The organism is Glutamicibacter sp. NPDC087344, from assembly GCF_044744225.1.
Lineage (GTDB): Bacteria > Actinomycetota > Actinomycetes > Actinomycetales > Micrococcaceae > Glutamicibacter.
Window position 1 is genome coordinate 197,150 of the sequence record NZ_JBIUXY010000008.1, and the last position, 20,292, is coordinate 217,441.

A 20,292-nucleotide genomic window follows, 5' to 3' on the forward strand; every position below is an offset into this window, starting at 1 on the left:
CCGATGGCCAGTATCGGTATCGAGCATGTTTCCCAGGCGCCCTTGGGCATCAAAAAATCCCCCCACGGATCTCCGTGGAGGGATTTTTCAGGTGCAAGGCACCGCGGAGGATTTAGGCCTCTTCGGTGGTCTCTGCTGGCTCAGCAGCCTTCTCGGCAGCCTTGGTGGCTTCCTTGACGACGGCCTGCTTAGGCGAGACTGGCTCCATCACGAGCTCGATAACAGCCATCGGAGCGTTGTCGCCCTTACGGTTGCCGATCTTGGTGATGCGGGTGTAGCCACCGTTGCGCTCAGCCATAGCTGGTGCGATGTTCTCGAACAGTTCGTGAACGATCGACTTGTTGGTGCGCGAACGCGAAGCGATAACGGCCTGGACGCGGCGACGCGATGCCAGGTCTCCGCGCTTTGCGAAGGTGATCAAGCGCTCTGCGTGGGGACGCAGACGCTTGGCACGGGTCAGGGTGGTGGTGATCTTCTTGTTCTCGAAGAGCTGTGCAGACAAGTTAGCGAAAATCAATCGCTCATGTGCTGCACTGCCGCCGAGACGCGGACCCTTGGTAGGGGTAGGCATGGTAGTTCTCCTAGATGAATAACCCGTTCCGCACGGTTAGCCCGTACGTACGGATGAAGTAGTGTGTCGCGAGACTTAGGTCTTTACAGACCTTCGTCGTAGTCGTCATCTTCAATGGCGCTACGAGCGGCCAGATCGAAGCCTGGAGGGGAATCCTTCAGTGCTAGACCCAGTTCAACAAGCTTGGCCTTGACTTCGTCAATGGACTTCGCACCGAAGTTACGGATGTCCATCAGGTCAGCCTCGGAGCGGGTCACGAGTTCACCCACGGAGTGGATGCCCTCACGCTTCAAGCAGTTGTACGAACGAACGGTGAGTTCCAGATCCTCAATCGGCAGTGCCATGTCGGCAGCCAGGGCTGCGTCGGTTGGCGACGGGCCGATCTCGATACCCTCGGCTGCAGTGTTCAGTTCGCGGAACAAACCGAACAGTTCAACCAGGGTGGTACCTGCGGATGCAACTGCATCACGCGGGGTGATCGATTCCTTGGTCTCCACGTCAACGATCAAACGATCGAAGTCAGTGCGCTGCTCAACACGGGTAGCCTCCACGCGGAAGGTCACCTTCAGCACTGGGGAGTAGATCGAATCCACAGGGATACGACCGATCTCACCGTCGGTGCTCTTGTTCTGAGCGGCAGACACATAACCGCGGCCACGCTCAATGGTCAGTTCCATATCGAACTTGCCGTTGGCGTTCAGGGTCGCGATGTGCAGATCAGGGTTGTGGAACTCCACACCGGCTGGCGGGGTGATGTCCGCTGCGGTGACGACGCCTGGGCCCTGCTTGCGCAGGTAGGCGACGACTGGCTCGTCGTGCTCGGAGGACACGGACAGGTTCTTGATGTTCAGAACCAGTTCGGTGACGTCTTCCTTGACACCGGCTACGGTGGTGAACTCGTGCAGCACGCCGTCGATCCGAATGCTGGTGACGGATGCACCAGGAATCGAGGACAGCAACGTGCGGCGGAGCGAGTTACCAAGGGTGTAGCCAAAGCCTGGCTCCAGCGGTTCGATCACGAACCGGGAGCGGTTTTCGGCAACTACTTCTTCGGTCAGGGTTGGGCGCTGCGTAATGAGCACTTACATTTCCTTTCAGCGAGCGTCCGCTATATGACGCCTCACGGGGGTGGAAACGACGGTAGCCTTGAGGTGGCCGTTCGTCTTTTGCAGGCTATAAGTCCAAGACAGTCACCGGAGCACTCAACTGAATGCTTCGGTGACTTCTCAGGCTTAGCCTAGCGAATCAATTAGACGCGGCGACGCTTCGATGGGCGGCAACCGTTGTGTGCGCTTGGGGAAACATCCTGGATGGATCCAACCTCAAGGCCAGCAGCCTGCAGCGAACGGATCGCGGTTTCGCGTCCCGAGCCTGGGCCCTTGACGAAAACGTCAACCTTGCGCATGCCGTGCTCCTGCGCACGCTTTGCAGCGGCTTCAGCAGCCATCTGTGCAGCGTACGGGGTCGACTTACGCGAACCCTTCATGCCTACCTCGCCGGCCGAAGCCCACGAGATGACAGCGCCAGTCGGATCGGTGATCGAAACGATGGTGTTGTTGAAGGTGCTCTTGATATGCGCCTGACCCTGCGCGATATTCTTTTTGTCCTTGCGACGCGGCTTACGTACCGCTCCACGAGTCTTTGGGGGCATTTTTTCTCCTACGAAAAAGGTTTTTGAACTAGACCGCTAAGATTTAGCGAGTCTTCTTCTTACCGGCTACGGTGCGCTTCGGGCCCTTACGGGTACGAGCGTTGGTCTTGGTGCGCTGACCGCGGACCGGCAGGCCCTTACGGTGACGAAGACCTTCGTAGGATCCGATTTCAACCTTGCGGCGGATGTCAGCCTGAACCTCGCGGCGCAGGTCACCTTCCACCTTGTAGGTGCCTTCGATGAAGTCACGAAGCTGAACGAGCTCAGCGTCGGTGAGATCCTTCACGCGGGTATCCGGGGAGATCCCGGTTGCTGCGATGGTCTCTTCTGCACGGGTCTTGCCCACGCCGTAGATGTAAGTCAGCGCGATGATTACGCGCTTTTCGCGTGGGATATCCACGCCTGCTAAACGAGCCAAGTGGCTACCTTTCAACCAACGGAGGTCTGGAGCAGTACCTTCCGCGAGTTACCTCGCGGCCCCGGCCTCCGAATCCCGGGGGTGTACAACAACCGAAGTTGCTGCGGTACTGCCTAATTGACTACGCGTGGGAAATCCCGAAAAACGGAATTAGCCCTGACGCTGCTTGTGGCGTGGGTTCTCGCAGATCACCATGACGCGACCATTGCGGCGAATCACCTTGCACTTGTCGCAGATCGGCTTCACGCTAGGGTTAACCTTCAAGGGTTTACTCCTCTTGCGGTTGCAGTTAAATGTGGAGCAGTAAAAAGCTTATCCAAGAACATTGCTCTAGCGGGCGCTTTGCGATGGATCGCACAACGTCCGCCAGTAAAGTCTAAGAGTGCTGTTTACTTGTAGCGGTAAACGATACGTCCTCGGTTGAGGTCGTATGGGCTCATTTCAACCTGCACTCGGTCCTCTGGGAGGATTCGAATGTAGTGCTGACGCATCTTACCCGAGATAGTGGCGAGCACCACGTGTCCATTCGGCAGCTCCACGCGGAACATCGCGTTCGGCAGCGCTTCGGTCACAGTGCCCTCTACCTGGATGACACCTTCCTTCTTGCCCATTTTCCCCGCTAACTTTGGTTGCTTCGGTTTCCCTCAGCAAGTAATTGGTTCTAGTCCGATACCGGTGAATCCTCAACCTGGGGTTTTGGGCGCACTTAAATAACGAACCAACAGACAACACTACGCCATCAGTAGCACCTTCGCCAATTCGGGCCGGACTTTAAAGTGTTAGATCCAGCACTTCACACAGGTGAAGTACTGGATCTGCATCCGGCCGCGCCGCTTAGGGGCGGATTGGCGAGGGGGTCACGCCAAAGGGAGCCAGCCCGGCTTCTCCCCCGTCGGCCGCGGAGAGCACCCAGATCCCGCCCATGGTGAAGGCGACGGTGTGCTCCCACTGGGAGGCGTTGGACTTGTCATTGGTGACCACGGTCCAGTCATCCTCCAGCACCGAGGTTTCAATTCCGCCGCGTACCAGCATCGGTTCGATAGCCAGGGCCATGCCGGGCTTGATGCGCGGACCGCGGTGTCCGGAGTTGTAGTTCAAAACATCAGGGGCCATGTGCATCTCGGAACCGATGCCATGCCCGCAGTAGTCTTCCAGGATGCCGAGCTCAGCGCCTGGCTGGCTGGTGACAAAGTCGTCAATGGCGGTGCCGATCTGGCCGATGAAGCGGGCCTTGGCGGCGGCGGCGATCCCGGCCCACATGGCCTGCTCCGTGATGTCGCTCAGGCGCTGGTCTTCCGGGTCGATGTTGGTTCCCACCAGCACGGTGCGCGCCGAGTCCGAGTGCCAGCCGTTCACGATGGCGCCGCCGTCGATCTTCAGCACGTCCCCGTCCTTGAGCTCGTACGCCGAGGGGAAGCCGTGCACTACTTCGTGGTTGACCGAGGCGCAGATGGTGGCCGGGAACCCGTGGTAGCCCAGGAAGTTGCTGGTGGCCCCGTGGCGCTCAAGCACCTTGGCGAACACCGTGTCGATGGCCGCAGTGGTGACACCGGGCTGGGCCGCGGCAACCGCTTCGTCCAGCGCTTCGGCCAGCACCAGGCCGGCCTCGCGCATCTTCAGGATTTCCGAGTTGGATTTGTACTCAATTCGTGGCTGTCCAAGTGCCAACGTAACTCCCCTAGGTTTTCACCGATTGCTCGCCGCCCGGTGGTGCCGGGAGCTGGCGAGAGTGTTTAAGTCTGAAAAACCGCACAGGGACCGTGCCGCTAGCCGTGATGGCTGGCTCACACGATCCCTGCGCGTAAAAACGCCGTGACTTAGGCGTTGACGTTCAGTGCGGTCATCACGCGGTCGGTGACCTCGTCGATGGCGCCGATGCCGTCAACCTTGCGCACAATGCCGCGCTCTTCGTAACGGTCGACCACGATCTTGGTTTCTGCGTTGTACAGGCCCAGGCGGTGGCGGATGACCTCTTCGGTGTCATCTGCGCGGCCTTCGATCTCTGCACGCTTGAGCAGGCGTGCCACCAGCTCATCGTCATCCGCGGTCAGCTGCAGGACTGCGTCCAGGGCGATGCCCTTGGCTTCCAGCATGGCGTCCAGCGCGTCGACCTGGGCGCTGGTGCGCGGGTAGCCGTCCAGCAGGAAGCCGTTGGCCACATCGTCCTGGTTCAGGCGGTCTTCAACCATGTTGTTGGTGACCGAGTCCGGGACGAAGTTTCCGTTGTCGATGTACTTGCTGGCTTCGATACCCAGCGGGGTGCCGCCCTTGACGTTTGCACGGAAGATGTCACCGGTCGAGATCGCAGGGATCGACAGACGCTCGGAGATCTTCACGGCCTGGGTGCCCTTGCCGGCACCTGGGGGTCCAATGATAAGAAGTCGACTCATCGCAGTAGCCCTTCGTAGTTTCGTTGCTGCATTTGCGCATTGATTTGTTTGACGGTCTCAAGACCAACACCAACCATGATCATGATGGAGGTACCGCCGAATGGGAAACTCTGATCTGCGTTGATCAGCACGAAGGCGATCAGTGGAATCAACGCAACAAATGCCAGGTACAGCGAGCCCGGGAACGTGATGCGGGAGATCACGTACTGCAGGTACTCGGAGGTTGGCCGTCCGGCGCGAATGCCCGGGATGAAGCCGCCGTACTTCTTCATGTTGTCAGCAACTTCAACCGGGTTGAAGGTGATGGCCACGTAGAAGTAGGTGAAGCCGATGATCAGCAGCGTGTAGACCAGCATGTACCACGGCGAGGACGTCGAGGAATGGGTCTGCAACCACAGGGCCCACTCCGGCAAGGTGCCGTCCGGGTTCTGGTTGAACTGCACGATCATCTGCGGCAGGGCCAGGATGGAGCTGGCGAAGATCACCGGCACCACGTTGGCCATGTTCAGCTTCAGCGGGATGTAGGTGGAGGTGCCACCCACGGTGCGGCGGCCAATCGTACGCTTGGCGTACTGGACCGGGATGCGGCGCTGGGACTGCTCCACGAAGACCACCAGGCCGATGATGACCATGCCGATGGCGATCACGCCGATGAAGGTCATCCAGCCCTGGGTGCGCAGGATGGAGGTCATCGAGGCTGGGAAGCCCGAGGCGATGGAGATGAAGATGAGGATCGACATGCCGTTGCCGATGCCGCGTTCGGTGATCAACTCGCCCATCCACATGATCAGGCCGGTGCCTGCGGTCAGGGTGATCACCATCAGCAGGATGATGATCAGGTTGTCTTCCGGCACCAATGGCAAGGTGCAGCTTGGGAACAGGTTGCCGGTACGCGCCAGGGTGACCAGAGTGGTGCCCTGCAGCAGCGCCAGGGCGATGGTGAGGTAACGCGTGTACTGGGTCAGCTTGCCCTGGCCGGCCTGGCCTTCCTTGTGCAAGGTCTCGAAGTGCGGGATGACCACACGAAGCAGCTGCACGATGATGGCGGCCGTAATATACGGCATGATACCCATCGCGAAAATTGAGACCTGCAACAGGGCGCCGCCACTGAACAGATTCACAAATGAATAAAGTCCACCGGTGGTTTCACCCATTGCCAGACACTGCTGAACGTTGCTGTAATCAATTCCCGGTGCCGGGATGAATACGCCGATACGGTAGATCGCAATGATCCCCAGCGTGAACAGCAACTTGTTGCGCAGATCAGGCGTCCGAAAAACTCGGGCTATGGCGCTGAACAAGCGTCCTCCTGAAGTATGTTCCAAAGTCCCCGGATCAGATACGACCCGTGACCTAATGATTCTAGCTGTCCGAGGTACGTCCGCGCCAAATACAAGACACGAAAATTGACCTCGTTTTACTCATTTGTATTAACAACAAGCAGATCACCGCAGGTATTTCCGATGATCCTTCAAAAACTTTGGGAAATGGAAAGCCCCCGCTCACCTTGAAAATTCAATGTGAACGGGGGCTAGCCTTGGCTTAACCCTGGTTTAGAGGGTGTTTGCCGAGCCGCCGGCAGCAGCGATCTTCTCAGCAGCGGAAGTCGAGAAGGCATCAACCTTCACGTCGACCTTAACCGAGATCTCGCCGGTGCCAAGCACCTTGACGGGCTGGTTCTTGCGAACAGCGCCCTTGGCAACCAGTGCCTCTACGGTGACTTCGCCGCCTTCTGGGAACAGCTCCGAGATCTTGTCCAGGTTTACAACCTGGAACTCGACGCGGAACGGGTTCTTGAAGCCGCGCAGCTTTGGCAGACGCATGTGCAGCGGAAGCTGACCACCTGCGAAGCCTGCCTTCACCTGGTAACGAGCCTTGGTACCCTTGGTACCGCGACCAGCGGTCTTACCCTTGGAGCCTTCACCACGACCAACGCGGGTCTTGGCGGTCTTGGCACCTTCAGCTGGACGCAGGTGGTGCACCTTAAGTGCGTTTTCCTTCTGAGCCATCTTTACTTCGCCTCCTCAACCTTCAGCAGGTGTGGGACCTTGTTGACCATACCAACGGTCACAGGGTCAGCGGAGCGGACAACGGTGTGTCCGATGCGCTTCAGGCCCAGCGAGCGAACAACGTCGCGCTGTACCTGGTTACCACCGATGATGGACTTGATCTGAGTGATTTCCAGCTGGGCGTCGCTTGGAACAATGTTCTTAGCCATTGAGTTAAGCACCTGCCTTCTGGGACTGGATGTGACGCAGCATTGCTGCCGGAGCAACCTCGTCCAGCGGAAGACCGCGGCGGGCTGCAACAGCTGCAGGCTCTTCCAGAGCCTTCAGTGCGGCAATGGTGCCCTGAACGATGTTGATCTGGTTGCTCGAACCCATCGACTTCGACAGGATGTCGTGGATGCCTGCGCACTCCAGCACGGCGCGCACCGGACCACCGGCGATAACGCCGGTACCCGGAGCAGCTGGACGGAGCATGACAACGCCAGCGGCTGCCTCGCCCTTGACCAGGTGCGGGATGGTGGTGCCAACGCGTGGAACGCGGAAGAAGGACTTCTTGGCCTCTTCAACGCCCTTGGCGATAGCTGCAGGAACTTCCTTAGCCTTGCCGTAGCCAACGCCGACCATGCCGTTGCCGTCACCGACAACTACCAGGGCGGTGAAGCTGAAGCGACGACCACCCTTGACGACCTTGGAGACGCGGTTGATAGCTACAACGCGCTCAAGGAACTTGTCCTTGTCTTCGTTGCGGTTATCCTTCTGGTCGCGGCCGCGGCCACGTCCTTCGCCACGACCGCGGCCTTCGCCACGACCGCGACCCTCGCCACGGCGGGCTCCGGCGTTCTCGGTAGCGGGAGCAGCAGCAGTCTCGACTGCCTCAGTAGCTTCAGACACCTGAGTTTCCTTCTTGTTGGTTGCTTCGCTCACAGTGCCAGCCCACCTTCACGTGCGCCGTCAGCAACTGCAGCCACGCGACCGTGGTACTTGTTGCCGCCGCGGTCGAATACAACAGCCTCAATGCCGGCAGCCTTGGCACGCTCTGCAACGAGCTCGCCAACGCGCTTGGACTTTGCGGTCTTGTCTGCATCGCTCGAACGAAGCTCTGCTTCCATGGTCGAAGCGCTGGCCAGGGTCAGACCCTTCGAGTCGTCCACGATCTGAACGAACATGTGACGAGCCGAGCGGTTGATGACCAGGCGTGGACGAGCCTCGGTACCGGTGATGCGCTTGCGCACACGCAGGTGACGACGACCGCGCTGAGCGGACTTGCTCTTGCCCTTGATTCCGATAGCCATGATTACTTACCAGCCTTTCCGACCTTGCGGCGGATCTGCTCGCCTGCGTAACGAATGCCCTTGCCCTTGTAAGGCTCGGTCTTACGCAGCTTGCGGATGTTAGCGGCAACCTCACCGACGTGCTGCTTATCAATACCAGCAACGATGATCTTGTTGTTGCCCTCAACGCTCAGGGTGATACCCTCTGGCGCGGTAACGCTGACCGGGTGCGAGTAACCCAGAGCAAGCTCCAGGTCGTTGCCCTTGGCCTGAACGCGGTAGCCGGTTCCGTGGATTTCGAGCTTCTTCTCGTAACCCTCGGTGACACCGATGATCAGGTTGTTGATCAGGGTACGGGTCAGACCGTGCAGCGAACGGGCCTCGCGGCCGTCGTTCGGACGGGTGACGGTAACGGTGTTCTCGTCCTTGGCAACGGTGATCGGAGCCGAAACGGTCAGCGAAAGCTCACCCTTAGGGCCCTTGACGCTGACCAGCTGGCCATCGACATTCAGTTCAACGTTGGCAGGAACGGTGATCGGAAGACGTCCAATACGTGACATAGTGTTTTCCTTCCCTTCCCGTTACCAGACGTAGGCGAGGACTTCCCCACCCACGCCCTTCTTTGCAGCCTGACGGTCGGTAAGCAGACCGGAGGAGGTGGACAGGATTGCGATGCCAAGACCACCGAGCACGTGAGGCAGGTTGGTGGACTTCGCGTATACACGCAGGCCTGGCTTGGAGATACGACGTACGCCAGCGATCGAACGCTCGCGCGATGGGCCGTACTTCAAAGTGATGGTCAGCTTCTTGCCGACTTCGGCAGCCTCTTCCTCGAAGGAGGCAATGTAGCCCTGTTCCTTCAAGATGTTGGCAATGCGCAGCTTGAGCTTGCTCGACGGCATCGACACAGTGTCGTGGTAAGCCGAGTTGGCGTTGCGCAGACGAGTCAGCATATCTGCGACTGGATCTGTCATAGACATGTGGGCTTCAGCCCTTCCTCGTTACGGTTTCCTATGCGGACCTGTAACGTAGTGAGATTAGTTGTTGGTCTTGAACGGGAAGCCCAGAGCCTTAAGCAAGGCGCGGCCTTCATCGTCAGTCTTGGCGGTGGTCACCACAGTGATGTCCATACCGCGCACGCGATCGATCTTGTCCTGATCGATTTCATGGAACATCGACTGTTCGGTCAGACCGAAAGTGTAGTTGCCATTGCCATCGAACTGGCGGTCGCTCAGGCCGCGGAAGTCGCGGATACGAGGCAGTGCCAGGGTGATCAGGCGATCAACGAATTCCCACATGCGATCGTTACGCAGGGTGGTGTGAGTACCGATCGGCATGCCTTCGCGCAGCTTGAACTGAGCGATCGACTTGCGAGCACGGGTAATCACTGGCTTCTGACCGGTAATAGCGGTCAGATCGCGCACGGCGCCTTCAATGAGCTTCGAGTCCTTGGCTGCTTCGCCAACACCCATGTTCACAACAACCTTGGACAGGTTAGGAACCTGCATTGGGTTGGCGTAGTTGAACTGCTCCTGCAGGGCAGGGCGGATGTCAGCTGCGTACTTAGCGCGCAGACGCGGCTGGATCTTGGTGGCTGCTTCAGTCATTACAGATCCTTTCCGGAAGCCTTGGCGTAACGAACGCGTACAGTCTTGGACACGCCGTTCTTTTCTACGGTTTCCTCACGGAAACCAACGCGGGTTGGCTTCTTGGTTTCTGGATCAACCACAGCAACGTTCGAGACGTGTACTGGAGCTTCAACAACCTCGATGCCACCGGTCTGGGTGCCGCGCTCGGTCTGGCCAGCCTTGGTGTGCTTGGTGACGCGGTTAACGCCCTCAACCAGCACGCGGTTGGTCTCGGTGATGACCTTCAGGACCTTGCCCTGCTTGCCACGTTCCTTACCGGAGATGACCTGAACCAGGTCACCCTTCTTGATCTTTGCGCCCATGCTTACAGCACCTCCGGAGCCAGGGAAACAATCTTCATGAACTTCTTGTCACGAAGCTCACGACCCACTGGGCCGAAGATACGAGTTCCACGAGGATCGGTGGCGTCACCCTTGAGGATCACGGCAGCGTTCTCGTCGAACTTGATGTAGGAACCGTCGGCGCGACGGATTTCCTTCTTGGTGCGAACGACAACAGCCTTTACGACGTCGCCCTTCTTTACGTTGCCGCCAGGGATTGCATCCTTGACGGTTGCGACAATGGTGTCGCCGATGCTTGCGTAGCGACGCTTCGAGCCACCCAGAACACGAATGGTAAGGATTTCCTTAGCACCGGTGTTATCGGCAACCTTGAGTCGCGACTCCTGCTGAATCACTTCTTACTCCTGTCGTCTCGCTGGTTCTCATAAATGAGCCTTGCGGAACGGATATGGTCTCCAAGATACGATCGCTTACCCCCACCGACGCGGGCGCACCGAATGCTGATCCCAAATGGCGGCAGGGCCGAGGCGTAAAATATCGAGGCTGTGTGTGTGGCGAAAATGATTTTCGACCGCACTGCATCAGGCCGAAGGTGGATAGTCCCCGAACAAGATGCGCACAGATTCTTAAGTTTAGCCTAGAGTGGCGCGAAACCGAAATGGTGTGGTAGGGCCAATTCACGCGTTGTTGATCACATCCTGCGGTGGTGGAAAACTCCGGAATTTCAAAGATCCACTCCCCCGCAGATCCCGCTGACTCGTTTAGTCTGTTGCAGCTAAGATGTTCACGTTTGCGTTTCCATGATCAGAGATGAAGATCAACGGAGCACTAATTTCGTGAACGGCGGTGTCCGTGGCCCGGCACCACGCAGCCGCTAATGCTCCTAAAGCGCCCAGGTAGTGGTTGCGGCGTAACGAATAGCCCACTGCCGCATTTGCAGTTCGCTAAAAACCGACGTTCTCTCGCCCTTTAAGCTGCAGCATTTCGCGCGCCTCGTCGGGAGTAGCGATCTCGTAGTTGAGCGCTTCCAAAATTGTCCTGACCCTGCTGACCTGTTCCGCGTTGGATTGCGCCAGCTTACCGGGTCCAATCCACAAGGAATCTTCCAATCCGACGCGAACATGCGAACCTATGGCCGAGCCGATGGTTGCCAGTGGCATCTGGTTTCGCCCTGCTCCCAGAATCGACCACAGATAAGAATCCCCAAAAAGCCTGTCAGCTGTACGGCGCATATGCATCAGATCCTCTGGATGCGCCCCAATTCCTCCCAATAACCCAAACACGGATTGCACAAACAAAGGGCCGCTGGCCAAACCGCGGGCTTGGAAATGGGCAAGGTTGTTCAGATGCGAAATGTCATAACATTCAAACTCAAATCGAGTTGAGTTCGCCGCCCCGAGCCGAAGGATGGCTTCAATATCTGCGAAAGTGTTTTTGAAAACTAGATCACGAGAGTTCTCTAGCGCTTCTCTTTCCCACTGATGGCCGAACTCTTCAAATCGATCCAGCATTGGATACAGGCCGAAATTCATTGATCCCATGTTTAGCGAGGCGAGTTCCGGCTTGAACTCAATGACTGGCCGCATGCGTTCTTCAACACTCATATGTGGGGAGCCGCCGGTCGTGATGTTGATGACTGCGTCGGTGCCACTTTTGAGTTCTTGAAGTATGGGCGCAAAATGCTCGGGATTCTGCGATGGACTTCCGTCTTCGGGGTCCCTAGCGTGCATATGCACGATTGCTGCTCCAGCTTCGGCTGCGCTAATGGCCGCCTCGGCAATTTCACCCGCGCTTACAGGCAGGTGCGGAGACATACTTGGTGTATGGATAGCGCCGGTGACGGCGCAGGTAATGATGACTTTGCGGTTGTTTGCCATTGGAAGACTGGATCCTTAGTAGAGTTTTTCGGTATTTCCGTCGACGGCCATGGCCTGGCCATTAACGTTGCTGGCCATGGAACTAGCCAGGAACACGGCCATGTTGGCAATGTCCTCAGGTTCAACCAAGCGGTTCAGGGAGGACTGCCCGTGATAAAGCGCGGATACTTCCGATACCGGTTGGCCCAGCATTTCGGCCTTCGCCTCGATGACACTCTCGATCCGGGGGCCATTGACTGCTCCGGGACAGATAGCGTTGACTCGGATCGATTCAGCACCGAGCTCAATGGCCAGGGTTTTCGTTAGGCCGATAACCGCCCACTTAGATGCCGAGTACGGGCTGCGGCCTGCCATTCCCAATCGACCTGCGGCCGATGAAAGGTTGACAATGCTAGCCTGGTGACCTTGTCGAAGTAGCGGGAGCAGATGCTTAATGCAGTAGAACTGGCCGTGAACGTTGACGTCGAACGTTTGTTTCCAGACCTCACTGTCAAGGGTGCTGACTGGACCTGTAGGTCCGGCGATCCCAGCATTGTTCACCAGGACATCCAACCCACCAAACGCCTCACGAACCTGCTCTGCCAGTTCAGTCACTTGTTTTTCGTCAGATACGTCATTGACCTCGGCGATAAAACCGGCCGTACGCGCTTGTTCGACAACCTTCGGGTTAATGTCGGTGACCATGACGCGGGCGCCGGCTTTCCGGAATGCCTCCGCGATATGCAGACCGATCCCAGCCGCACCTGCGGTGACCAAAACGCGCCTGCCCTCAAGTCCAAGAATGTTCTCATTCATCACAGTTCAGGTCCTTTTCATATTCGTTAGTGGGAGGCAATCTTGGATGCATCTGGGGTTTCAGCACCGCGCTGCAACCTGCGTGTAAGCACCGCTCCGATGGCGCACATGACCACAATGAACCAGAGTCCGGACAGTTTGCTGCCGGTGGCATCTTCCATGTAGCCCATGATGTATGGGCCCAAGAAACCGCCAAACAGTCCAACGGTGTTTACGAAAGCGATTCCACCGGCCAGTGCCGCACCGGACAGTCGTGTTGCCGGATAGGTGAAAAGAATTGGCTGCAGGGCGAAGAAGTTGAATGCAGCCAGGCAGAAACCGATCATTCCAAGTACCGGACCACCTACGGCGCCAAGGGTGAACCCTGCGACGATGCCGGTCATGGTGGCCGTGGCGATCAGCCGTGAGCGCAAAGCATTCGTCGCCAATCGAGGCAAGAGCAAGGCACCGGCAGCGGAGAAAATCCATGGAATCGAGGTCAACAGGCCAACCTGGATTGTGTTGAGTGTTCCGTAGGTTCCGATGATGGAAGGCAGGAAAAAGCTCAGTGCGTAGACTGCCAACTGGTGAGTGAAGTAGATAGCGACAACCAACAGGATTTGTTTGTCTTTCAGGACATGGCGCAGCTTCGAGTTACCCGCTGCCGCAGCACCGGCTTGCTCTTCAGCAAGGATTCGTGCCTCTAATGCTTCAGCTTCGGCGCGGGAAAGAAATGTTGCTTCCGTGGGACGGTTTGGCAGGGTTTTCCAAATCACAAACGCTAGGACACATGCCGGCAATCCTTCAATGATGAACATCCATTGCCAACCGTGTAGACCACCGAGTCCGTCGAGCGTCAGGAGGACTCCACCCAAAGGTGCACCAACGATGTTGGCAATCGACACACCCAACAAGAACATGCCGTTAGCCTTGGCGCGGTCCTTGACCATAAACCACTGAGTCAGAAAATAGATCACGCCGGGGAACAGACCAGCCTCGGCAATACCCAACAGCATGCGAAGGATGTAGAAGGACCATTCGCCCTGTACGAAGGCCATGCAAGCAGACAAGATGCCCCAGGTGATCATGATGCGCATGATCCAGAATCGAGCACCGACCTTGTGCATGATCAAGTTGGATGGGATTTCCGACAGCGCGTAGGTCAGAAAAAACAGACCTGCGCCAACACCATAAGCAGTTGCGGAGATCCCTAGGTCGATTTCCATACGATCTTTGGCCATACCAATGTTGGTACGGTCGATGAAAGCCATGATGTAGGCGGCAATCAGTAACGGCATAATACGCCGGAAAATGACCTTATTGACAACTTCTGGAGACCTCATCGTCGTCCTTTCGGTGGTACGCATGAACGAACCTTTCTGAAAAAGGGCAGGGATCAGCACAAAAGGTGCCGCCCTAAGTGGCGTGTGGAACAGGTGGGTAGTTGAGTCTCGGCGATTTAGCCTGCGGTGCACCCGCAGGTACGTCCGATGAATAGGCGGTGGGAACAGACCGCCACGGCGTAGGTTTGCCGAGGTGTGGTGATCTGGTCCAAAAGCAGTTTGAAGCTACGCTCAGCCATGTCTTTGACCGGCTGGACGATAGTGGTCAGCCCGATGAGTCCTGACCGGCTATGCGACACCCCGTCAGATCCGACGACTGCGACATCCTCAGGAACCTTAAGTCCCTGTTGGATCACGTGCTCCATGACTCCAATGGCGATTTCATCCGAACCGCAAACAACAGCGCGAGGTGGGGAGACAGCGGAGAATAGCTTTTCTGCGGCCACCCGTCCACCGTCGGAGTTAAGCCGTGTACTGACTTTTCGGTCTCCGGTAATCGTGATTCCAGAAGCCGCCGCAGTTCGAACAAAAGCCAGTTCCCGTGCAAACGAAGCGGTGGAGAATCGAGGACCAATGACTGTAGCGATCTCCTGATACCCATGTGCTAGAACGTGTCCCATGAGTTCGGACGCGGCTGCATCGTCATCTATGCCGACAAAATCTCCCGGCACGTACTCGGAGCGTCGCGAAAGACATACAAAGGGAATGCGGTTATGTCTTAGCGTGCGCAGGGCTCTTGAATCTTCGCGTAGCGCTGCGGCAATGATGATGCCATCAACATTACGAGCGGCCAAGGTCGTGGCGACCTGGGCTAGCGAATCCGGATCATCTTGGGTTGTTGCTACAAAAACTTCAAACCCTTGCTCGGATGTAGCACTAATAATGTGCTGCGCCCAGCCGGTATACATCTGATTGACGATATTGGGAAGAATCAGGCCAATCACCCGCGTAAGTGTGGGATCACGGTCCAAGGTATCGGGTCGGTAGCCAAGTTCGTTGGCGATACTCAGTACATGCCGCCGGGTTTCTGTAGACGCTCCGGGGCGGCCGTTCATAATGTAGCTGACGGTGGCGGTAGAGACACCCGCAGCTCGAGCTACCGCGGCAGCGGAAACACGTGGCGCCGGACGTTGTCCTTTGTGTGCCGATTCCAGCATTGCCGCTCCCTTCATTCTCTGTGCCAACAACTTTGGCCTGTGACTTCAATTACAGGGCAGGAATTGGCATTAAGCAACGTTAAGTAACTTGGTGCTCGGCTACGTACGAAATTCCAGTCATTCAGTCGATACAGCATTATTCCTAAGCCAGAAGTTCATTCAGGAACTTAACCTTGCTTATCCCGTTCCATGGACATGACACAGAGTCGAAGCAATGTGGTCTGCGACGTTCACCGATAACCGCGACTACTGCGCCAGCAGACGATCACATGCTTCAGCATGTCTACTGTCCAACAAGAGTCGCAGTAATCGCGGAATGGTCTGAGCCCTTGATATTCAGTGATTGAAATTGGGTGGGCTCCAGATTTCGAGCCAAGATGTGCTCAGTGCCCGCTTGTGGAGCATGGGACCTATTAGCGGGCCAGGTGGCCACCGGCCACACTCCATCTGCGTCCAAGAGTCCTGTGCTCAAAGAGCGGAAATCGGGGTGTGCTCGCACTGAATTGAAATCACCCGCAACGATGGTGGGACATCGGAATTGTTTCGCAACCAATCATTGAGCGCCTGAAGACCATGTTGCCATCGGTCTGCCCCGTTCAACGGTGGATAGATATGCATGCCAACAACCGTAATCATTACCCGTCTTCGACAATGACGGCTCCTGCGTGGCGTTGAAGATCTGCAGCACCCGGCAATACGTTCAACGGTCCACCCTGGAAAATCAGTTCAACGCCACCTGGGCCACGTGGCTTGATGATGATTCCGTGCTCACGCCGAAGCAGCTCCAACAAGGTATAGACAACTCCGAACGAATCGCCAACGATGCCATTGCCGACAGTTTCAATAACCGCGAAGGAAGCAAATGATGCAAAAGCTATCAAAAGTCCACGGCAACCGAAGCAGGGTTTCGACGACATCATCACCAGCTTCAACGAGTCCGGCCGACAAGGAAATCGCCGTTGTTAGTGGGATGTCTCCGTCTGAGCGAGTTCGGTCACTCACCACATCACGTTCGGGTTTGTACGGGAAGACGGAAAACACGGTGCATCCGCACAAACCTACTGCGCCCGTCACTACGCTGTTGAATTAGTGCACTTCGTAGAGTTCCATTCTCCTCGTTGTTCCATCACCCTCAACGAACATTTCTACGGCTTCGGTGCGCTCGACTCCTAATGCTAGAAAGGCCGCCAAGACTATGGACTCCACGAATATTGAACAACTCGCTTCGGCTCTGACTGAGCTGCTGAAGAACGAGGACTTCCATAATGCCGCACTGCCAAAGCCAAACTTCTGGGACATCATTCATTATGGGGAAGCCAGTTACGAGAACAGATACAACCGAATGTTCGCCTGGTTGCTGGACCCAACAGCCAATCACGGTCTAGGCGCCCGCGTGATCAACGGATTGATTGACCAGATCGCCATCGGCTCCATTCATCTCGGTACACGCAAGGTTCGGACCGAAACTGAAACGGCCGTGCCAGCCGCAGCAGATGAAGCTAACGGTTCGCACTTGAAGGCGCGGATCGATATCACTGTCAATGACCCGATCAATCAGGTCTATGTGGCTTTCGAATGCAAAATGAAAAGTTCGCAACACACAGAACAGCTAGGCCGCTATCGCAGCTGGGTACAGAACAAATACCAGGACTACTCCGCCAGATACTTCATATTCCTCACCGAAGAAGCTGAAACACCCCTGGACGAACATCCGAATTCCTCCCCTCAAGAGACGTGGGTGAACGTAACTTTCGAGGATCTTCAGTCGGTGATCACCTCGGCGGTTCAGGAAGCCGGTGGCGCCTGCTCAGACAGTGCACAATTCATCATTGAACAATTCATTGCCGACCAGAAACGCCGAACCGCAGTGAGCGTGTCAGAAGCGGTCGAGGATCTATTCAGCGAGAATTCTTCGACTGCTCAGGCAGGTGTGCTCCTCACCGCAATTGAAGCCCTGGAGATAGAGGATGCAAGGGTTCGCGCTTACTCACAGGCCAAACGTGTTCACTCGATGGCGGCGCCCGAGGATTCGCGTCGCGTGCATGAGGAACTTGCCAGTGCGTTTGAAGCGCTTGGTGGCAGCAGTACCGATCTGGACCGAGTGCTCAGTACATGTTGGGAACACCGCCCGCCAATGGTCGATATGAGCAAAAACGAAGAGACCATCAAGATCATCAAAGAAGTGGCCGAAGCAATCGCGGGCAAGCCGGTAGAACCCAAACAGGAAGTGGCTGCCGATGGTTATCCACGATTTTTCAAATCCGTTAAGATTTCCAGCGGTCGCCAGAACATCACACTAAACCTTCATGATGGAATGACGATCTATTTCGCCGGGAGCAACAAAAACGTCGTACCAAGCGTGTTGCACCACTGGGGCAAGGATTCTGCAGGCGATCATCCAGGCAGCGGATGCGTGTTGGCAGGCAAGGACGTGCGTGGCAAACTTGCAAGCGCTCATGGCGGTTCTGGCGCGAAGCTGGCCGATGACTTCGTTGCGTTTTTGACCCAGCAACAAGAATCTGGCGATCTGAGCTGCAAATGCGGTCGACACATGACTGGTCTTGTCGAAAGATAACGCCCATCAGACAATCTTGAGTGGCCCCTTGACGGGGCCACTCATTTTCATGTTGATGGCAAGCTAGACATGCCAGAACCTACTCGGCGGGATCTTCAGCGTTTCGGCCGCACCCTATCGGGTTGGCTGCAACGTTGCCCGGATTGCCAAATGGTCAGAACCGCTGACCCCATGGCTGCTAAAGGTAGTCGAAGACATTCCTCGGGCAAGGATATGGTCGATTCCGATGAGCGTAGGGAACGCCCGGTCTGCCGGCCAACTGGAGCTAGGCCATAGCCCATCTGCATCGGGAAAGTTACTTGATAACCTTCTGAGTTCGGGATGGGCACGCACGGCGTTGAAATCACCGGCCAGGATGACCTGAGATGAGTCTTGCCGCGCAGCCCAATCAGTGACAGCGTCAAACCCATGTTTCCATTTCGCGCCATCTCCCAACGGCGGAAAGATGTGGATGCCAGCAACGGTGACGGGGCCATACGTCGTTTCTAAATCAACGATCGGCAGGGAATACCAACCTGTCGCATCCGTGCCTAGTTCGCCGACACGTTCTTTGAGCGGTGTCTTGGAAAAGATCACCGTATCGCGTTCTCCCCCGGTCGGAACTTCAGCTGTTCTATACGGCAAGTGCTCCAAGGCGCCCAACGCCTGCAGCTTCTGGTGCAACGGCTCGCTGGTTTCCACCAACACCAGCACATCTGGTTCGCTCTGCTTGATCATGTCAGCTAGTTCACTGCCGTCGGCTCCCGCTTTGAGCGTATTGAATGAGAGGACAGTCAAGCCCTTCAAACTTTGGCTTGCAGTCACGTTATTTGTATTCGGCTGAAGATTCGGGATGAGCCCGATGCCCAGTAACAGCGCCACGGCGACAGAAAACAGCCACCGCCTTCGAAGCAAGAACAGAGCGAGTATCAACAGCGGAATCGCTAACAGCCACAATTGAAATGCCTGAACTTTAGCTACCAATCCCCCGCCGCTGAGCGCAAAGTACGGTACTAGCCCAACCCCTGCGGCGCACAGCAATAGCGGCCACGATATCCAGCCTGACAGTCGCGTTCGGGATCGTGTGCTCATGTTTTGAGTCTAGTAAACCTAGAAGCAGGCGTGGTATTCACCCAGTTTTCTTCGGCGTGTAACGACCGCTGCGCGGATAACAAGCAGGAAGCGTGCCGACTGCGAAGGAGAAAATGGAAATTTGCTGCCAAGGTTCATCATTGAGCAGAAACCTGGAGCGGCAGTAGCAGCCAAGCCATGGAGACCACCAATCAAGTGATTTCCAGAGGGCGAAAAGTACGCGAATATTTGCACCTTGTATTGTTCACGCGGTGAGTGCCACTGTGAAGTGCAGGTTGTTCGAACGCCGCCACCACGCAACGAGTGTAAAAATTGAAAAGTCCCCCAACGATGACAATCACCTTTCGAACGCTAAGCTGTGGCAGCGGCGCTGAGTTCAATTATTCATTGTTCAGTAGTGGCAACTGCGCTGATTGCTCCCTTCGGGCAATAGCCGAACAAACCCGAACGACCCCAAAAACAATGGCAAACCTCGGGCCTGCCGCACTTGGGTACTCATCCGCCCGATCACGTCAGGCTCGTTCGAAGCCACCCGGCAAGGACGGTTTCATGTATTTGAGTGGTGACACTATGCCCTGCACTCTCAAGGAGCTTTGGGTCCAACCCGCTTATGTTGATGGTTCCCTTGCTGACTGAGCATCATGTTCGGCCGGCCGAACCATGAAGAGATTCCAAACCCATGAGAAAGCCGACTGGGCTCGTGAACAACGGCCACCCTCGGCTCCCCCACTCACTCAAAGCTCAGCTGGGCTCACCTTGATGAAATCTCGTTCTGAACGCGTCAATCCTTCCCGGCTGGCCTGTGTTCTCGTCATCACCCAAGCAATTGCCCTGATCCTTATACTCATCAATGGCAACCTTTAGGTTGCCGGAGAAGTCTTCCGGTGCCTCAAGATCCCCAGATTTCAGAGCATACCGGCAGGCGACACGTGCCCCGTCATGCAATCATTTTTTCTAATTGGTCGTAGTACGCTGTGTTTCGTAGACCGATAATGCACGAAAGTTGGAGGGCAGATCACGTGCGGGAATCGTTCGGGGTACCACCGGAGCACGATAGCTTGGATGCGATAGCCACCGATCTGCAAGAACTACGAATGCAGGCTGGAGAAGTTTCCTACGCTGAACTTGTCCGAAGAATCGGAAAACGGCGTGAGGCACAAGGTCCTAGTAGCACTTTGTTAGGTTATTGCTGGAAGGTCTTTTAATCTCTACACAAGTCTGTTAATTTTGGGTCATGAACGATGAACAGATCGAG

The 20,292-nt window shown here is 56.4% G+C and carries 25 protein-coding genes and 1 pseudogene; 2 read left to right on the top strand and 24 right to left on the bottom strand.

Going from position 1 to position 20,292, the window contains the following annotated elements:
* Positions 1–115: 115 nt before the first annotated feature.
* The 23 genes and pseudogenes from rplQ to ACIOWL_RS15630 all read right to left on the bottom strand — a co-directional run.
* Positions 116–571: pseudogene (rplQ, locus tag ACIOWL_RS15520) on the bottom strand (50S ribosomal protein L17); the annotation flags it as partial.
* 83 nt (positions 572–654) lie between these two features.
* Positions 655–1,653 carry a DNA-directed RNA polymerase subunit alpha gene (locus tag ACIOWL_RS15525; protein WP_400387007.1) on the bottom strand — a complete coding sequence of 333 codons (999 nt, stop codon included), beginning with the start codon at positions 1,651–1,653 and terminating at the stop codon, positions 655–657.
* 167 nt (positions 1,654–1,820) lie between these two features.
* Entirely contained in the window at positions 1,821–2,222 is a 402-nt protein-coding gene (gene rpsK, locus ACIOWL_RS15530; protein WP_022874114.1) for a 30S ribosomal protein S11, read from the bottom strand.
* 43 nt (positions 2,223–2,265) lie between these two features.
* A complete protein-coding gene (gene rpsM, locus ACIOWL_RS15535; RefSeq protein ID WP_047119657.1) occupies positions 2,266–2,640 on the bottom strand; it encodes a 30S ribosomal protein S13 in 375 nt (124 codons plus the stop codon).
* Positions 2,641–2,790: 150 nt separating this feature from the next.
* Entirely contained in the window at positions 2,791–2,904 is a 114-nt protein-coding gene (gene rpmJ, locus ACIOWL_RS15540) for a 50S ribosomal protein L36 (RefSeq protein WP_071894985.1), read from the bottom strand.
* A 125-nt stretch (positions 2,905–3,029) separates the two neighbouring features.
* The gene (gene infA / locus ACIOWL_RS15545) at positions 3,030–3,251 is read right to left on the bottom strand and encodes a translation initiation factor IF-1 (RefSeq protein WP_047119658.1); all 222 of its coding nucleotides are present in this window, start codon (positions 3,249–3,251) and stop codon (positions 3,030–3,032) included.
* A 223-nt stretch (positions 3,252–3,474) separates the two neighbouring features.
* A complete protein-coding gene (map, locus tag ACIOWL_RS15550) occupies positions 3,475–4,308 on the bottom strand; it encodes a type I methionyl aminopeptidase (protein ID WP_400387011.1) in 834 nt (277 codons plus the stop codon).
* Positions 4,309–4,457: 149 nt separating this feature from the next.
* A complete protein-coding gene (locus tag ACIOWL_RS15555) occupies positions 4,458–5,030 on the bottom strand; it encodes an adenylate kinase (protein WP_400387014.1) in 573 nt (190 codons plus the stop codon).
* The gene (gene secY, locus ACIOWL_RS15560) at positions 5,027–6,331 is read right to left on the bottom strand and encodes a preprotein translocase subunit SecY (protein ID WP_400387017.1); all 1,305 of its coding nucleotides are present in this window, start codon (positions 6,329–6,331) and stop codon (positions 5,027–5,029) included. Before secY ends, ACIOWL_RS15555 begins: the two co-directional genes overlap by 4 nt.
* Before the next feature lie 252 nt (positions 6,332–6,583).
* Positions 6,584–7,039, bottom strand: a complete 456-nt coding sequence (gene rplO / locus ACIOWL_RS15565; protein ID WP_400387020.1) for a 50S ribosomal protein L15 — start codon at positions 7,037–7,039, stop codon at positions 6,584–6,586.
* A 2-nt stretch (positions 7,040–7,041) separates the two neighbouring features.
* Positions 7,042–7,248, bottom strand: a complete 207-nt coding sequence (gene rpmD / locus ACIOWL_RS15570; protein ID WP_047119663.1) for a 50S ribosomal protein L30 — start codon at positions 7,246–7,248, stop codon at positions 7,042–7,044.
* Between the two features lie 4 nt (positions 7,249–7,252).
* Positions 7,253–7,930, bottom strand: coding sequence for a 30S ribosomal protein S5 (gene rpsE / locus ACIOWL_RS15575; protein WP_400387023.1), 678 nt, complete (start codon positions 7,928–7,930; stop codon positions 7,253–7,255).
* A 29-nt stretch (positions 7,931–7,959) separates the two neighbouring features.
* Positions 7,960–8,331, bottom strand: coding sequence for a 50S ribosomal protein L18 (gene rplR / locus ACIOWL_RS15580; RefSeq protein ID WP_400387025.1), 372 nt, complete (start codon positions 8,329–8,331; stop codon positions 7,960–7,962).
* Between the two features lie 2 nt (positions 8,332–8,333).
* A complete protein-coding gene (gene rplF / locus ACIOWL_RS15585) occupies positions 8,334–8,870 on the bottom strand; it encodes a 50S ribosomal protein L6 (protein ID WP_400387027.1) in 537 nt (178 codons plus the stop codon).
* A gap of 21 nt (positions 8,871–8,891) precedes the next feature.
* The gene (gene rpsH, locus ACIOWL_RS15590) at positions 8,892–9,290 is read right to left on the bottom strand and encodes a 30S ribosomal protein S8 (RefSeq protein WP_047119667.1); all 399 of its coding nucleotides are present in this window, start codon (positions 9,288–9,290) and stop codon (positions 8,892–8,894) included.
* Between the two features lie 57 nt (positions 9,291–9,347).
* Positions 9,348–9,917, bottom strand: a complete 570-nt coding sequence (gene rplE / locus ACIOWL_RS15595; protein WP_400387030.1) for a 50S ribosomal protein L5 — start codon at positions 9,915–9,917, stop codon at positions 9,348–9,350.
* Positions 9,917–10,261, bottom strand: a complete 345-nt coding sequence (rplX, locus tag ACIOWL_RS15600) for a 50S ribosomal protein L24 (RefSeq protein ID WP_400387033.1) — start codon at positions 10,259–10,261, stop codon at positions 9,917–9,919. The genes rplE and rplX overlap by 1 nt, the downstream gene beginning before the upstream one ends.
* A 2-nt stretch (positions 10,262–10,263) precedes the next feature.
* Positions 10,264–10,635, bottom strand: a complete 372-nt coding sequence (gene rplN, locus ACIOWL_RS15605; protein ID WP_400387036.1) for a 50S ribosomal protein L14 — start codon at positions 10,633–10,635, stop codon at positions 10,264–10,266.
* Positions 10,636–11,184: 549 nt separating this feature from the next.
* Complete coding sequence (locus ACIOWL_RS15610) at positions 11,185–12,117, bottom strand: 3-keto-5-aminohexanoate cleavage protein (RefSeq protein ID WP_400387038.1); 933 nt, start codon at positions 12,115–12,117, stop codon at positions 11,185–11,187.
* Positions 12,118–12,132: 15 nt separating this feature from the next.
* Entirely contained in the window at positions 12,133–12,912 is a 780-nt protein-coding gene (locus ACIOWL_RS15615; RefSeq protein WP_400387041.1) for an SDR family oxidoreductase, read from the bottom strand.
* A gap of 26 nt (positions 12,913–12,938) precedes the next feature.
* On the bottom strand, positions 12,939–14,234 hold the full coding sequence (locus ACIOWL_RS15620; RefSeq protein ID WP_400387043.1) for an MFS transporter: 1,296 nt from the start codon (positions 14,232–14,234) through the stop codon (positions 12,939–12,941).
* A gap of 116 nt (positions 14,235–14,350) precedes the next feature.
* Positions 14,351–15,391 carry a LacI family DNA-binding transcriptional regulator gene (locus tag ACIOWL_RS15625; protein WP_400387045.1) on the bottom strand — a complete coding sequence of 347 codons (1,041 nt, stop codon included), beginning with the start codon at positions 15,389–15,391 and terminating at the stop codon, positions 14,351–14,353.
* Positions 15,392–15,674: 283 nt separating this feature from the next.
* Positions 15,675–15,944, bottom strand: a complete 270-nt coding sequence (locus tag ACIOWL_RS15630) for an endonuclease/exonuclease/phosphatase family protein (RefSeq protein ID WP_400387048.1) — start codon at positions 15,942–15,944, stop codon at positions 15,675–15,677.
* Between the two features lie 112 nt (positions 15,945–16,056).
* Between ACIOWL_RS15630 and ACIOWL_RS15635 the strand changes: the two genes are divergently transcribed.
* Complete coding sequence (locus tag ACIOWL_RS15635) at positions 16,057–16,257, top strand: hypothetical protein (RefSeq protein ID WP_400387051.1); 201 nt, start codon at positions 16,057–16,059, stop codon at positions 16,255–16,257.
* 329 nt (positions 16,258–16,586) lie between these two features.
* Complete coding sequence (locus tag ACIOWL_RS15640; RefSeq protein WP_400387054.1) at positions 16,587–17,966, top strand: PD-(D/E)XK nuclease family protein; 1,380 nt, start codon at positions 16,587–16,589, stop codon at positions 17,964–17,966.
* Positions 17,967–18,080: 114 nt separating this feature from the next.
* Here the strand turns inward: ACIOWL_RS15640 and ACIOWL_RS15645 are convergent, their stop codons facing one another.
* A complete protein-coding gene (locus ACIOWL_RS15645; RefSeq protein WP_400387057.1) occupies positions 18,081–19,037 on the bottom strand; it encodes an endonuclease/exonuclease/phosphatase family protein in 957 nt (318 codons plus the stop codon).
* Positions 19,038–20,292 lie beyond the last annotated feature (1,255 nt).

Excerpts from the sequence above, each read along its gene's own strand:
- rpsK (WP_022874114.1), bottom strand. The coding sequence starts at position 2,222 with ATGCCCCCAAAGACTCGTGGAGCGGTACGTAAGCCGCGTCGCAAGGAC.
- infA (WP_047119658.1), bottom strand. The coding sequence starts at position 3,251 with ATGGGCAAGAAGGAAGGTGTCATCCAGGTAGAGGGCACTGTGACCGAA.
- ACIOWL_RS15555 (WP_400387014.1), bottom strand. The coding sequence starts at position 5,030 with ATGAGTCGACTTCTTATCATTGGACCCCCAGGTGCCGGCAAGGGCACC.
- rplO (WP_400387020.1), bottom strand. The coding sequence starts at position 7,039 with ATGGCTCAGAAGGAAAACGCACTTAAGGTGCACCACCTGCGTCCAGCT.
- rpmD (WP_047119663.1), bottom strand. The coding sequence starts at position 7,248 with ATGGCTAAGAACATTGTTCCAAGCGACGCCCAGCTGGAAATCACTCAG.
- rplR (WP_400387025.1), bottom strand. The coding sequence starts at position 8,331 with ATGGCTATCGGAATCAAGGGCAAGAGCAAGTCCGCTCAGCGCGGTCGT.
- rplF (WP_400387027.1), bottom strand. The coding sequence starts at position 8,870 with ATGTCACGTATTGGACGTCTTCCGATCACCGTTCCTGCCAACGTTGAA.
- rpsH (WP_047119667.1), bottom strand. The coding sequence starts at position 9,290 with ATGTCTATGACAGATCCAGTCGCAGATATGCTGACTCGTCTGCGCAAC.
- rplE (WP_400387030.1), bottom strand. The coding sequence starts at position 9,917 with ATGACTGAAGCAGCCACCAAGATCCAGCCGCGTCTGCGCGCTAAGTAC.
- rplX (WP_400387033.1), bottom strand. The coding sequence starts at position 10,261 with ATGGGCGCAAAGATCAAGAAGGGTGACCTGGTTCAGGTCATCTCCGGT.
- ACIOWL_RS15610 (WP_400387038.1), bottom strand. The coding sequence starts at position 12,117 with ATGGCAAACAACCGCAAAGTCATCATTACCTGCGCCGTCACCGGCGCT.
- ACIOWL_RS15615 (WP_400387041.1), bottom strand. The coding sequence starts at position 12,912 with ATGAATGAGAACATTCTTGGACTTGAGGGCAGGCGCGTTTTGGTCACC.
- ACIOWL_RS15620 (WP_400387043.1), bottom strand. The coding sequence starts at position 14,234 with ATGAGGTCTCCAGAAGTTGTCAATAAGGTCATTTTCCGGCGTATTATG.
- ACIOWL_RS15625 (WP_400387045.1), bottom strand. The coding sequence starts at position 15,391 with ATGCTGGAATCGGCACACAAAGGACAACGTCCGGCGCCACGTGTTTCC.
- ACIOWL_RS15640 (WP_400387054.1), top strand. The coding sequence starts at position 16,587 with ATGGACTCCACGAATATTGAACAACTCGCTTCGGCTCTGACTGAGCTG.
- ACIOWL_RS15645 (WP_400387057.1), bottom strand. The coding sequence starts at position 19,037 with ATGAGCACACGATCCCGAACGCGACTGTCAGGCTGGATATCGTGGCCG.